The 12,557-nt window shown below is 59.8% G+C and carries 13 protein-coding genes; all 13 read left to right on the forward strand.

The genetic code is table 11. The features are described 5' to 3' along the window. Positions 1 to 11 precede the first annotated feature (11 nt). The 13 genes from ACOYW0_RS17000 to ACOYW0_RS17060 all read left to right on the forward strand — a co-directional run bounded on the left by ACOYW0_RS17000 (position 12) and on the right by ACOYW0_RS17060 (position 12,554). Positions 12 to 1,853 (forward strand): flagellar hook protein FlgE, encoded by a 1,842-nt coding sequence (locus ACOYW0_RS17000; protein ID WP_482415005.1) that lies wholly within the window; start codon positions 12 to 14, stop codon positions 1,851 to 1,853. Positions 1,854 to 2,239: 386 nt separating this feature from the next. After that, on the forward strand, positions 2,240 to 2,689 hold the full coding sequence (locus tag ACOYW0_RS17005) for a flagellar basal body-associated FliL family protein (RefSeq protein WP_482415006.1): 450 nt from the start codon (positions 2,240 to 2,242) through the stop codon (positions 2,687 to 2,689). Positions 2,690 to 2,695: 6 nt separating this feature from the next. Further along, positions 2,696 to 3,676 (forward strand): flagellar motor switch protein FliM, encoded by a 981-nt coding sequence (gene fliM / locus ACOYW0_RS17010; RefSeq protein ID WP_482415007.1) that lies wholly within the window; start codon positions 2,696 to 2,698, stop codon positions 3,674 to 3,676. Positions 3,677 to 3,691: 15 nt separating this feature from the next. Beyond that, positions 3,692 to 4,009: a flagellar motor switch protein FliN gene (gene fliN, locus ACOYW0_RS17015; RefSeq protein WP_482415008.1), complete on the forward strand. Its 318-nt coding sequence runs from the start codon at positions 3,692 to 3,694 to the stop codon at positions 4,007 to 4,009. Positions 4,010 to 4,021: 12 nt separating this feature from the next. Next, a complete protein-coding gene (fliO, locus tag ACOYW0_RS17020) occupies positions 4,022 to 4,423 on the forward strand; it encodes a flagellar biosynthetic protein FliO (RefSeq protein ID WP_482415009.1) in 402 nt (133 codons plus the stop codon). Then, positions 4,413 to 5,186, forward strand: coding sequence for a flagellar type III secretion system pore protein FliP (gene fliP / locus ACOYW0_RS17025; protein WP_482415010.1), 774 nt, complete (start codon positions 4,413 to 4,415; stop codon positions 5,184 to 5,186). Before fliO ends, fliP begins: the two co-directional genes overlap by 11 nt. A gap of 13 nt (positions 5,187 to 5,199) precedes the next feature. After that, positions 5,200 to 5,469, forward strand: coding sequence for a flagellar biosynthesis protein FliQ (fliQ, locus tag ACOYW0_RS17030; RefSeq protein ID WP_180136866.1), 270 nt, complete (start codon positions 5,200 to 5,202; stop codon positions 5,467 to 5,469). Positions 5,470 to 5,473: 4 nt separating this feature from the next. Continuing rightward, entirely contained in the window at positions 5,474 to 6,265 is a 792-nt protein-coding gene (gene fliR / locus ACOYW0_RS17035; RefSeq protein WP_180136865.1) for a flagellar biosynthetic protein FliR, read from the forward strand. After that, entirely contained in the window at positions 6,258 to 7,319 is a 1,062-nt protein-coding gene (gene flhB, locus ACOYW0_RS17040) for a flagellar biosynthesis protein FlhB (protein WP_482415011.1), read from the forward strand. The genes fliR and flhB overlap by 8 nt, the downstream gene beginning before the upstream one ends. Positions 7,320 to 7,488: 169 nt before the next feature. Further along, positions 7,489 to 9,612, forward strand: a complete 2,124-nt coding sequence (gene flhA / locus ACOYW0_RS17045) for a flagellar biosynthesis protein FlhA (RefSeq protein WP_482415012.1) — start codon at positions 7,489 to 7,491, stop codon at positions 9,610 to 9,612. Then, complete coding sequence (gene flhF, locus ACOYW0_RS17050; RefSeq protein ID WP_482415013.1) at positions 9,602 to 10,789, forward strand: flagellar biosynthesis GTPase FlhF; 1,188 nt, start codon at positions 9,602 to 9,604, stop codon at positions 10,787 to 10,789. The genes flhA and flhF overlap by 11 nt, the downstream gene beginning before the upstream one ends. A gap of 7 nt (positions 10,790 to 10,796) precedes the next feature. Continuing rightward, on the forward strand, positions 10,797 to 11,684 hold the full coding sequence (locus ACOYW0_RS17055; protein ID WP_482415014.1) for a MinD/ParA family protein: 888 nt from the start codon (positions 10,797 to 10,799) through the stop codon (positions 11,682 to 11,684). A 108-nt stretch (positions 11,685 to 11,792) separates the two neighbouring features. After that, positions 11,793 to 12,554: a FliA/WhiG family RNA polymerase sigma factor gene (locus ACOYW0_RS17060; protein WP_482415015.1), complete on the forward strand. Its 762-nt coding sequence runs from the start codon at positions 11,793 to 11,795 to the stop codon at positions 12,552 to 12,554. Positions 12,555 to 12,557 lie beyond the last annotated feature (3 nt).

Below are 12,557 nucleotides of genomic sequence, written 5' to 3' on the forward strand. Positions count from 1 at the left end.
GAAATCAACGCATGTCACTTACCAGTTCACTCTTTTCAGGCGTCAGCGGCCTCTCGGCCATGGGCAATGCCATGACCGTCATCGGCGACAACATCGCCAACGTCAACACCATCGGTTTCAAATCCAGCCGGGTCACCTTCCAGGATGTCCTGAGTCAGACCGTGGCCACCAACTCCGGAAGCGCCCAGGTGGGGCGCGGCACCTCCGTGGGCGAGATCGCCGGACAGTTTGCCCAGGGGTCCTTTGAATCCACGGAGTCCCCCACGGACCTTGCCATCGGCGGTGAGGGCTTCTTTATCGTGCGTCACCCCAAAAACGAAGCCGAGCAGTACTTCACCCGGGCCGGTGAGTTCCGGTTCGACAAGGACGGCAACTTCACCACCCCCTCCGGCTACATCACCCAGGGGTGGGCTGTCCGGCGAAACGAGGCTACGGGTGACGTGGAGGATGTGGGTTCCATCCAGGATATCCAGCTGGAGTCCTTTACTTCGCCCCCGGAAAAGACCAACAAGATCTCGGTTATCACGAACCTGGATGCCAGGGGCAAGGACAACACCGTGGGTCCCGGAGTGCCTTTGTCCACGGCCTGGGACGGACGCCCCGGCGCGGGGATCAACATCAGCGACCTTGCCTTTGAGTACCAGACCACGGTCAAGGCCTTCGACGCCCTGGGCAGTACCCATGACCTCACCCTCTACTTCGACAAGGGCGCAGGGGACGGCAGCTACGAGTACATCGTCACCTGCAACCCGGAAGAGGACATGAGGGACATTTTTAACTCCGATGAGGACAGGGGGCGGGGCCTTCTGGGGCGTGGTACGCTGAACTTCACCACCGACGGCCTGCTGGCAAGTCAGACCTTTGAGCGGTTTGTGGGCAATTCCGGTGGCAACCTCACCGTGGCCAACTCCACGTGGACCAGCGGCACCCCCAAGGTCAGCGGCGACTGGAGCGGTGACCCCGCGGTCCTGGCCGGCGGCCCCCCCGCCACGGAAACCTACAGCTTTACCGTGGCCCCTTCCGCCACAGCGGCAGATCCCGCGGCAGACCCGGCTGCAGGGGGCGGTATCGTGGGCACCAACCCCATTGTCCTGAACTGGACGGCGGCAGGCAGCGGCAAGACCGGCACCATCACCGTGCCCGCAGACTTCAAGAACGGCAACTCCGTGGAAGGCCCGGACGGCATCGTTCTGCGCCTGGAAGAGGACACCAGCGTGGCCGTGGGAAGTACCTTTGATGTGGTGATCTCCGCAGGGGATCCCGACGCTCTGGACAACGCCGACGGCTGGTCCGACATGAGCGGTGATTTCCAGAACCAGCACTTCACCGTGGCCGCCGACTTTTTAGGGGGCAACAACCGCACCACGGAGATGGGCATCGAGCTGGACATGGGCATCGCCTTTGACGGCACCAACTGGGCCCCTGCAGGGCTCTCCTCCACCCAGTTCGCTTCAGCCTCCACCACGGTGTTCCAGTCTGCCAGCGGCTACGGGGCGGGCAGCCTCCAGAACATCAGCGTGGACGTGGACGGCGTCATCACCGGCCAGTACTCCAACGGCCAGGTGACCCCGCTCTTCCGTGTGGCCCTGGGCAAGTTCCAGAACGTTCAGGGGCTCTTCAAGGAAGGAGGCAACCTCTTCAGCGAGACCCGTCTCTCGGGCTCAGTGATCACCAACCGTCCGGGCACCAACGGTCTGGGCAGCCTGGCCCCCAACTCCCTGGAGCAGTCCAACGTGGACATGGCCTCTGAGTTCGTGAAAATGATCACCAACCAGAGGGCCTACCAGGCCAACTCCAAGATCGTCACCACCGTGGACACCATGCTTGGGGACACCATCTCCATGAAGCGATAGCCAGGGTATCTATGGCTTTTTTATAAAACGCGGCCGAACCGGGGAGCATTGCCCGGGGCCGCGTTTTTTTTGTTCGGGTGTCATGTTTTTGACGATTCTGCCGATACCTGAAAAAGAGGGGGTGCGTCGCAGGGACGCTTGTTATGGGCCGCCTGTGTTGCAATACCTCGAAATACATCGAACTTTTTTGAGCCCTTGCCGGGAAAAGGGGAATCCAAGGGGCGTTGGCACGGTGGTTGCTCTACCTTCGGGTGGCGCGCTTGGGGCTGTATCCGGGGCCCGTGGCATTTCCAGTGGGCGTCTCAAGTCCCTGTCGGGCATATCCGGCTGATCCCCTTGGGGTTTGGAGACACAACGAAGGCGAAAGGCGAGTCATGCCGGGTTTCTTGAAAAATAAAAAAATGGTGATCATCCTTGCGGGATGCCTTCTTCTGGCTGTAGCTTGTGCTGGTGCGGCGTGGTTTCTTCTCGGGCAACCCGACGAGGAGGTCGCCGCGGATACCGAGTCCCTGCCGCCGCGTCACAAGGAGCCCTTCCAGGCCCTGTGGCCCCTGACGGACATTCAGGTGCCCCTTTCCGGGCGCATGGGGGACCGGACCCTGACCCTCGGGTTCAGTTTTGACCTCAACTCCGAGGGGCTGGCCGAGGAGATGACCCTTCGCAAGGAGGAGATCGTCGAGGCCCTGGGCCTTGCCCTTGCCGGGCGGTCCGTGGAGGAGATGGAGCGCAGCGGAAGCAGGGTACGCCTTAAATACGAGACCCTGCGCCTGGTCAACGGTCTTCTGGAGAGTGGGCGCGTCAAAGGTGTTTATATCACTGAATTTTTTATCCTGTAGGTGGCCATGAGCGATATTCTGTCACAGGAGGAGGTGGACAGCCTCCTGTCCGGCTTGAGCACCGGAGACATTGAAACGGAGACCGAATCGGGCCAGCCCGACCCCGACGGGGTGCTTCCCTACGACTTTACCAGCCAGGACCAGGTGGTGCGTGGGCGCATGCCCACCTTTGAGGTCCTGAACGATCGTTTTGCCCGGGAGATCCGCACGAGCCTGTCGGCCCTTCTGCATACCAACGTGGACATTGCGGCAGAGTCCCACGACATTCTCAAGTTTGCCGAATTCGGCCGCAGCCTGCCCGTGCCCACGAGCCTCCATGTGTTCCGGCTGGAGCCCTTGAGGGGCCACGCCCTGTTTGTCATGGAGAGCCGCCTGGTCTTCAACCTCATCGACCAGTTTTTCGGAGGCAAGGGCAACTCCACGGCCCGGGTGGACGGCCGGGAGTTCACGACCATCGAGCAGGCCATGATCCTCAAGGTGGTGAGGGCCTGCCTCAAGGATTTCGAGACGGCCTGGATGCCGGTGGAGCAGGTGCATCCCGCCATGGTCCGGTCCGAGGTGAACCCCCAGTTTGCCGCCATTGTCATGCCCACGGACCTGGTTATCGTCTCCCGTTTTGAGGTGGAGCTGGAGCAGTCGGCGGGTACCCTCATCGTGTGCATCCCCTATGCCATGATCGAGCCCATCCGCGGCAAGCTCTCCGCCGGGTTCCAGGCGGAAACCGAGGACGTGGACTACACCTGGCAGAAACGCCTTAAGGAGATCATCTTTGACTCTGAGGTGGAGATGGCGGTGAGCCTTGGCACGAGCGAAATTACCGGCGAGCGCCTCATCGGCCTGAAGGAGGGGGACGTCATCGAGTTGACCCAGGATGCCTCAGACACACTTCTGGCCATGGTGGGCGGCGTGAAGAAGCTAAAGGGCTTTGCCGGGACCCAGCGTGGGTTCCAGGCCTTCAGCATTGAAGAAAAACTCTACACCCGATAGCAAAGGGACAGACCTATGGAAGATAAAAACGGCAACAAGACCGACGAAATGGACGATTTCGGGGCTGAAACCCAGGACATCGATTTTATCCTGGATATCCCTCTGGAGCTCTCCGTGGAACTGGGCCGTCGAAAGATGCTGGTCAACGACCTGCTCCAGCTTGGCCAGGGCTCTATCGTGGAGCTGGACAAGCTCGCCGGCGAGCCCCTGGAGATCTACATCAACAGGAAGCTGGTGGCCCGGGGCGAGGTGGTGGTGGTCAACGAGAAGTTCGGCGTACGTTTAACCGACATCATCACCCCCATGGAACGGGTGCGCAGCTTGAGGTCGTAAGGGGGGAAGGCCGTGGAGGCGGGAGCGGTTCAGGATATTTCAGCGATCCCCGACATGGGGGCGCTGGTGCTTAAAACCGGGGGCATGCTGCTTGTTGTGCTGGCCGTTCTCATGGGCGTTGTGTTTCTTCTGAAGCGCATCGGCGGCATGCGGCAGCTTGCGGGTCAGGGAGCCGTGGCGGTACGGGGGACTTACCATTTGGGCCCCAAGGAGCGCCTCATGCTCGTGGATGTGGAGGGCGTGCGCCTGCTTCTGGGGGTGACCCCGGCCGGGATCAGTACCCTGCATACCTTTGGTGAGGTTGAGGACACGGCCAATGCGGACGAGGCCTCTCCGTCCTTTTTCGAGACCCTGCTCAGGCGCCGCATGGCCAGGGGCGAAGCAAAACAAGGGGAGGCCCCGGATGAGACGTGATTGCAAAGGGCTGATAAGGCACTTTTGCCCGGCTGCTTTCATCGGGGTGTTGTTCCTTTTGCCCGTGAGTGCCTGGGCTGAGTTTCCCATCCCCTCCCTTCAGATCGGGGTGGGGCAGGCCACCACTCCTTCGGAGGTGGGCGTCGCCCTGGAGGTGCTGGCCCTTCTCACGGTGTTGGCCCTGGCTCCTACCATTCTTATTCTCATGACCTCCTTTACCCGGGTGGTGGTGGTGTTCCACTTTCTCCGCCAGGCCCTGGCCACCCAGTCGGCGCCCCCCAACCAGGTGCTGGTGGGCCTGGCCCTGTTCATTACCTTTTTTGTCATGAAGCCGGTGTGGCAGGAGGCCTACGACAAGGGACTCAATCCGTACCTGGAGGAGAAGATCCCCTTTACCGAGATGGTCCGTGAGGTGGAGAAGCCGGTGAAAAAGTTCATGCTGGCCAACACCCGGGAAAAGGACATCGCCCTCTTTGTCAAGGTCGCCCGGGACAAGCGGCCGGAAACCCATGACGATTTGCCCCTCACCACCCTGGTGCCCGCCTTTGTCATCAGCGAGCTGCAGACGGCCTTTATCATCGGCTTTCTCATCTATGTTCCCTTCATTATCCTGGACATGGTGGTGGCCAGCGTGCTTCTCTCCATGGGCATGATGATGCTGCCCCCAGTGATGATCTCCCTTCCCTTTAAGCTCATGCTGTTTGTGCTGGTGGACGGCTGGAACCTCATCGTGGGGTCCCTGGTCAAAAGCTTTGGCGTATAAGGAGGCTGCTGATATGACCCCTGAATTTGTGGTGACCTTTGCCAAGGAGAGCATCATCTTGACGTTGCTGCTCTCTGCTCCCATGCTGCTTCTGGGTCTTCTGGTGGGGCTGTTGATTTCCATTTTTCAGGCGGTCACCTCCATTCAGGAGATGACCTTGAGTTTTGTGCCCAAGATCGTGGCCGTACTTTTGGGGTTTCTCTTCTTTTTGCCCTGGATGCTGGAGAAGATCACCACCTTTACCATCCGGGTGATCGAAAACATCCCCATGTACATCCGGTAGGCCCATGGAGATCCTCAACTTTCCCACCGCGGAGTTCCGCATCTTCCTGCTGGTGCTCTTAAGGGTGAGCACCCTTCTTTTTCTCTTTCCCTTTTTCGGCAGCCCGGTGATCCCGGTGCGGGTGAAAACCGCCCTTTCCTTGGTGCTGGCCTTTACCCTCTGGCCTGTGGCGGCCAAAACCGCCCCGGTGTTTCCCCACGGGACCGTGCCCATGGTGATAACCATGGGGGCGGAGTTGATCCTCGGGATGTGCCTGGCCCTTTCCGCCCGTCTCTTTTTTGCGGCGATACAGCTGGCAGGGGGCATCATCAGTTTTCAGATGGGTTTTTCCATGATCAACACCATCGATCCCCAGTCCGGGTCGCCCATGGCCATCATGAGTCAGGTGGGGTATCTCGTGGCCACGCTCCTTTTTCTGGCCTTCGGGGGGCACCATGTGGTGATCACCGCGTTGGCCGACAGTTTTTTTCTGGTGAAGCCCGGGGGGCTGCTGCTCACCCAGAGCCTCTGGAACACTCTGGAGACCCTGGTCTCTGCCATGTTCACCGTGGGCATCCGCGTGGCGGCCCCCACCATGGTGGCCCTTTTCTTTACGAGCTGTGCCTTTGGCATGTGCGCCCGTTTTGTGCCCCAGATGAACGTTCTGGTGCTTGCTTTTCCGGTGAAGATCGCCGTGGGGCTTTTTCTCTTTGGCCTGACCCTTCAGGTGATTCACATCATGGTGGGGCGCTTTGTGGGGGACTACGCCACCCTTCTCACCCACATGCTGGAGATGATGGGAGGCACCCGTGGCTGAAGACTCCATGCAGGAGAAAACCGAACCGGCCACCCCGAAAAAACGGGAGAAGGCACGGGAAGAAGGGGACGTGGCCCGAAGCGCCGAGCTGCCGTCGGTTTTTGTGCTTTTGGGGGCCATTTTCATTCTTTTGTTGACCTCCAGCTTTATCTCCGGGCATTTTGAGGATCTCTTCCGGGACGCCTTTGCCTTTGAGTCGGTGGAGGCGCTGACCCTCAAGGCCGTGGTGGATCTGTGTTTCCATATGGGGGGGCTCTTTCTCCTCATCATGGCACCGGTGCTTCTGGCGGTGTTTGTGCTGGGGCTTTTTTCTAACGTGATCATGGTGGGGTTTGTCATTTCACCCAAGGCGGTGATGCCCAAGATCGAGCGCATCGATCCCATCAAGGGGTTCCAGAACAAGTTTTCCCTTCATGCCGTGGGAGAGCTGGTCAAGAGTCTGGCCAAGCTCACCATCATCATCTATGTGGCGTGGCTGGTGATCAAAGGGGAGCTCTCCCGCATTCCCCTTCTCTACGATGAGTCGGCCCTGCGGATTTTCCTCTACATGGGGCGGGTGGCCTTTAAGATCTTTCTGGCCGTGACCCTGCCCATGGTGGCCGTGGCGGTGGCTGATTACGTTTTTCAGCGCTGGCGCTTTGAGGAGAAGCTCAAGATGACCCGCCAGGAGGTCAAGGAAGAGCACAAGGAGATGGAAGGGGACCCTTTGGTGAAATCCCGTATTCGAAACCTCCAGATCGAGGCCTCCAGAAAGCGGATGATGCACGAGGTGCCCGACGCCGACGTGGTGGTGGTCAACCCCGTGCGCCTGGCCGTGGCCATCTCTTACAAGCCGGGGCAGATGGCCGCCCCCAAGGTGGTGGCCAAGGGTGCGGGAAAAATTGCCCAGCGGATCCGGGAGATTGCCCGGGAAAACGGGGTTCCCCTGGTGGAAAATCGCCCGTTGGCCCGGAATTTGTATAAAGTAGTGGAGGTGGGCAGGGAGATTCCCGACGACCTCTTTCAGGCGGTGGCAGAACTTCTCGCCTACGTATTCCGCCTCAAAGGGCGGTAATGTAATCGCTTTTTGATGTAAAAGACGTGTCGGGACGCTGCCCGCAAGGCCCGGCACCAGGGGGTGACAAAGGGGCGGCAGAGAGGCGGGGTGACAAAATCATGACGCCCGCCGACGGATATCGGACGCAGCCGGACAACACTTCGGATCAGAGCAGGACAGACACGAGATGGCAAGCAGCACAGGCAACGCGCCCCCTCTTTTGGGGGCATTGAAAAAGGAGTCGGCGGAGATCGCCGTGGTGGCAGGCGTCATGGGGATCCTCACCGCCATGATTCTTCCCCTGCCCGCCGTGATTCTGGACCTCCTCCTGGCCCTGAACATCACCCTGGGGATCATCGTTTTGATCACCACCATTTATACGGTGAAACCCACGGATTTTGCCGTGTTTCCACCGTTGCTCCTGGTGCTGACCCTGTTTCGCCTGGCCCTCAACGTGGCCTCCACCCGCCTCATCCTTCTCCACGGCAACGAGGGCGCCTCGGCCGCGGGCTCCGTGATCCAGGCCTTCGGTAATTTTGTGGTGGGGGGCAACTACGTGGTGGGCATGGTGATCTTTGTCATCCTGGTCATCGTGAACTTCAAGGTGATCACCGCCGGTTCCGGCCGTATCGCCGAGGTGGCGGCACGCTTTACCCTGGACGCCATGCCCGGCAAGCAGATGGCCATCGACGCCGATTTGAACGCGGGCAACATCGATGAAGAAGAGGCCCGGAAGCGCCGCGAGCTCATCGCCCGGGAGGCAGAGTTCCACGGTGCCATGGACGGTGCCAGCAAATTTGTCAAAGGCGATGCCGTGGCAGGCATCATCATTACGGGCATCAACATTTTGGGCGGCATCGTCATCGGGGTGATGCAGCTGGACATGGACGTGGCCACGGCCGCGGGGAACTACACCCTGCTCACCGTGGGGGACGGGCTGGTGAGCCAGATCCCTTCGCTGGTCATCTCCACATCCGCCGGTATCCTCGTCTCCCGCTCCGGCTCCGAAGGGCGCATGGGCGAGGAGTTTGCCAAGCATATTTTCTCAAGTGCCTTTCCTATTTACGTCGGCTCGGTTATCGTGTTTCTGCTGGGGCTGGTCCCCGGGCTGCCCGGGTTTCCCTTTATGATTCTGGGGCTGGGCCTGGCCGGAGCGACCTATGCTTTCGGTCCCCGGGAAGGCGAATCCGTGGATGAGATGCCCCCCGACGAGATGGAGGAGGCCCCGGCCGACTCCGGTCCTGATGACGTGGAGAGCCTCCTGGCCATGGACAGCATGGAGCTGGAGGTGGGCTACGGGCTTATCTCCCTTGTGGACCGGAACCAGGACGGCAGCCTCCTGGGCCGCATCAAGGCCATCAGGCGCCAGTTTGCAACGGAGATGGGCATTGTGGTGCCCCCCATCCATATCCGCGACAACCTGAAACTGAAGCCTTCCGGGTACCGCATGTTGATCCGCGGGGTGGAGATGGCCGCAGGCGAGATGATGGTCAACCACCTTCTGGCCATGGACCCCGGAGACGTGAACCAGACCATCGACGGCATTCCCACCCGGGAGCCGGCCTTTAACCTGCCGGCCATCTGGATTCCCATGGAACGGGAGGAGGACGCCAAGTTTGCCGGGTACACGGTGGTGGACACCTCCACGGTCATCGCCACCCACATCACCGAGGTGGTGCGAAACAACGCCTACGAGCTGCTGGGACGCCAGGAGGTGCAGGCCCTTCTGGACAACCTGGCCAAGTCCAGCCCCAAGGCCGTGGAGGAGCTGGTGCCCTCCCTCATGACCCTGGGCATGGTGCAGAAGGTGCTCCAGAACCTGTTGCGGGAGCGGGTCTCCATCCGGGACCTTCTCACCATTGTGGAGACCCTGGCCGATTACGCTCCCATGAGCAAGGACACGGACTTGTTGACCGAGTATGTGCGCCAGCGCCTTGCAAGGGGCTTTCTCTCCCAGTACCAGCAAGGGGACGGCTCGTTGCCCGTGATCCTCCTGGATCAGCCTCTGGAAGACCAGCTCAGCGGAGCCTTGCAGAACTCCGAAGGGGGCGCCTGGCTCGCCCTGGACCCCATGGTGTCGGAACAGGTCATCATGGCAATTCAAAAGGAAGTGGACCGAAATATGGGATTGAATGTTCAACCGGTGATTCTCTGTTCGCCGGTGTTGAGACGGCATGTTCGGGCCCTTATCGAACCCTGGATTCCATCGGTGATGGTGGTGTCCCACGGCGAGATTACCCGCAACATGAACATCAAGGCCACGGGCAAGGTCTCCCTGCCCGGCGGAATGGAGTCGGCCCATGGCAGTTAAGACCTTTACGGCAGGCAGTATGCAGGCGGCCGTGGCCAAGGTGAAGGAGAGCATCGGGGACGACGCCATCATTTTATCGACCCGGCGCATTCCTGTGGGGGTGAATAACCCGTACGGACGTGATATCTTCGAGGTGGACGCGGAAAAGCCCCCGGCCGGGAATACCGACTCCCTTTTTTCCGAGGCGGTCCCTGTGACCAAGGGCGGGGTTGACTCCCGTTCGGTGCGGGATATAACCGAAGAGAAACCTTCGCCCGAGGGATGGGCTGCCGTTCAGTCGGAGCTGGCAGCGTTAAAGGAGCTGATGCTTCTCTCCCAGCAGGCCGAGGAGGAGCGTCAGATCCTCCGGAACCCGGAAACCCAAAGCATTTTTACGACCCTGCTCCGTGCCGGGGTCTCGGATTCCCGGGCCCGTGAAGTGGTGGGCCGGGCCGAGGAAAGGCTTGCGAGCCGGGCAGGCGACGGCGAGTTGCCCGCCGACAGCATCGGGCGGGAAGTGCTGTCCCTGCTAGTGGGACAGGTGAAGGTGGCCGATCCCTTCGGCCTTTCCGGCCGGGCGCAGGAAGGGCGCCAGGTGGCGACCTTTGTAGGGCCCACGGGATCGGGCAAGACCACGACCATCGCCAAACTGGCGGCGGAGCTGTTTTTAAAGCAGGGGAGAAAGGTGGGACTCATCTCCGTGGACAGCTACCGCATCGGCGCCATCGATCAACTCAAGACCTACGCCTCCATCATGGGCATTCCCTTTGTTCCGGCCTTCAGCCGGGAGGACCTGGTGTCGGCCCTCTCCAAGCTGGAGCGCTGCGAGGTGATCCTCGTGGACACGGCCGGCCAGAGCCATCTGGATACCGCCCGCATGGAGGAACTCAAGACGATCCTGGGCAGTGGCGTGCCCCTGTCGGTGCACCTGGTGGTGAGCGCCGTCACAGGGCGCCTGGATGCCCGGGAGGTGGTGCAGCGATTTTCGGTCTTAAGGCCGGAGACCCTTGTCTTTACCAAGGTGGACGAGACAAGGCGTGCCGCATCGATTTTCGACACCATGGCAGAAGCCCGGCTTCCCTTATCGCTCATTACCAATGGGCAGAGGGTGCCGGAGGACCTGGTGGTCGCAGACAGAAAAAGTGTGCTGGGGCTGGTCCTTTCAAACCCCTCTCAAGAAACCGACATGGAGCAATAGTACAACAGTGGATCAGGCAAGCAGTCTTAGGGAAATGGTTAAGGGCAGAGGGGCCTCTTCCGTTCGCAGGGGGGGCTTACGGGCATCTTCCACGCGCGTGATTTCCATCACCAGCGGCAAAGGAGGCGTGGGCAAGACCAATATGGTGGCCAATCTCGCGGTGGCTTTTGCCGACATGGGAAAGCGGGTGTTGATCTTTGACGCCGACATGGGACTGGCCAACGTGGACATCATTTTCGGGATTCACCCGAAGTACCATGTGGGGCATGTGATCACAGGCGAGAAGGAGCTATCCGAGGTGATCACACCGGCTTCCGGTCGGGTTGGGGTGATTCCGGCTGCGTCCGGAGACACGGCCTTTGCTGATCTTACCGAGGGGCAGAAGTTGAGTCTTTTGGCTGAATTTGAGGGCCTGGATAACCTTTACGATATTATGTTGATCGACACGGCGGCCGGGATTTCCTCAAATGTAATTTACTTTAATTCAGCTGCTGAAGAGTGTATAGTGGTCGTTACCGGTGAGCCGACGTCGGTAACCGATGCCTACGGCATGATCAAGGTCATGTTCCTGAACGGCACCAAGCATTTCAAGTTGCTCGTCAATATGGCCCGCGGCCTTCAGGAAGCCAAGGCGGTCTACGCCACCTTGAGCCAGGCGGCGGACAGGTTCCTTAAAGGGGTTGTGCTTGAGTTTGTGGGGTACGTTCCCTTTGATGATCATTTGAGACAAGCTGTCGTCGGGAGAAAACCCGTAATTGAGCAATACCCTGCAGCCGCATCAAGCAGAAGTATTACTAAAATAGCTGAACAGATCCTCAAATCCCCGTCCGGAACACCCGGTACCGGCAACATATCGTTTTTCATGAACCGCCTGATTTCCGGGGAGAACCCCTAGCGCCTTCAGCGGTCAGACAGTCGAGGGGGGGAGAGGTCCATATCTGCGACCGTTGGCAGGCGATATATTTCGCCGGTGACGGGCGTGTCGGATAATCGGATCGTTTGCATGACGTCTGCCTACGAAAAGAAAATGGAGAAGAGGCGATGCCACTTCTCACCGCTTGTACGGGATGAGATGATCCGCAAGTACGCGTATCTGGTGAAGTACATCGCCGGACGCGTGGCGTCTCGCCTTCCCGCCAACGTCGCCTTTGACGAGCTGGTGAGCGCCGGATCCCTGGGGCTTATCGATGCGGTGGACAAGTTCGATCCTGAAAAGGATGTGGGGCTCAAGACCTACGCCCAGTATCGCATCAAGGGGGCCATCCTGGATGAACTCCGAAGCATGGACTGGTACTCCCGATCCATGCGGAAAAAGATCCAGGACGTAGAGGCTGCCGTTCAGAAGATTGAGGCCCGCAAAGAGAGGCCCGCCAGCGACCTGGAGGTGGCTGAAGAGCTGGGCATGCCCCTTGAGAAGTACTACAAGACCCTTTCGGACATTCACAGCGCCGCCATTTTGAGCCTTGATGCGTGCATCCGCAACGACGACAGCGACGAGGGCAGCGGCAGTACCTTTTCCGAAGGCATCCGAAGCGAAGACGATCCTTCGGATTCGGTGATGAAAAAGGAGCTGAAACAGGTTCTCATCGAAGCCATCCAACGGTTGACGGACAAGGAGCAGACGGTTATCTCCCTGTACTACTACGAAGAGATGACCTTAAAAGAGATCGGCAAGATCATGGATCTCACCGAGTCCCGTATCTGTCAGATTCACACCCAGTCGCTGATCAAACTTCGATCACGCATTCGCCGGTATCAAAAGTAGCGC

Source organism: Desulfoluna sp. HI9BLuna, from assembly GCF_056829775.1.

What these genes read in the sequence shown, in the direction of transcription:
- ACOYW0_RS17000 (WP_482415005.1), top strand. Translation starts at nt 12, where the DNA reads ATGTCACTTACCAGTTCACTCTTTTCAGGCGTCAGCGGCCTCTCGGCC.
- fliM (WP_482415007.1), top strand. Translation starts at nt 2,696, where the DNA reads ATGAGCGATATTCTGTCACAGGAGGAGGTGGACAGCCTCCTGTCCGGC.
- fliN (WP_482415008.1), top strand. Translation starts at nt 3,692, where the DNA reads ATGGAAGATAAAAACGGCAACAAGACCGACGAAATGGACGATTTCGGG.
- fliP (WP_482415010.1), top strand. Translation starts at nt 4,413, where the DNA reads ATGAGACGTGATTGCAAAGGGCTGATAAGGCACTTTTGCCCGGCTGCT.
- fliQ (WP_180136866.1), top strand. Translation starts at nt 5,200, where the DNA reads ATGACCCCTGAATTTGTGGTGACCTTTGCCAAGGAGAGCATCATCTTG.
- fliR (WP_180136865.1), top strand. Translation starts at nt 5,474, where the DNA reads ATGGAGATCCTCAACTTTCCCACCGCGGAGTTCCGCATCTTCCTGCTG.
- flhA (WP_482415012.1), top strand. Translation starts at nt 7,489, where the DNA reads ATGGCAAGCAGCACAGGCAACGCGCCCCCTCTTTTGGGGGCATTGAAA.
- flhF (WP_482415013.1), top strand. Translation starts at nt 9,602, where the DNA reads ATGGCAGTTAAGACCTTTACGGCAGGCAGTATGCAGGCGGCCGTGGCC.
- ACOYW0_RS17060 (WP_482415015.1), top strand. Translation starts at nt 11,793, where the DNA reads ATGACGTCTGCCTACGAAAAGAAAATGGAGAAGAGGCGATGCCACTTC.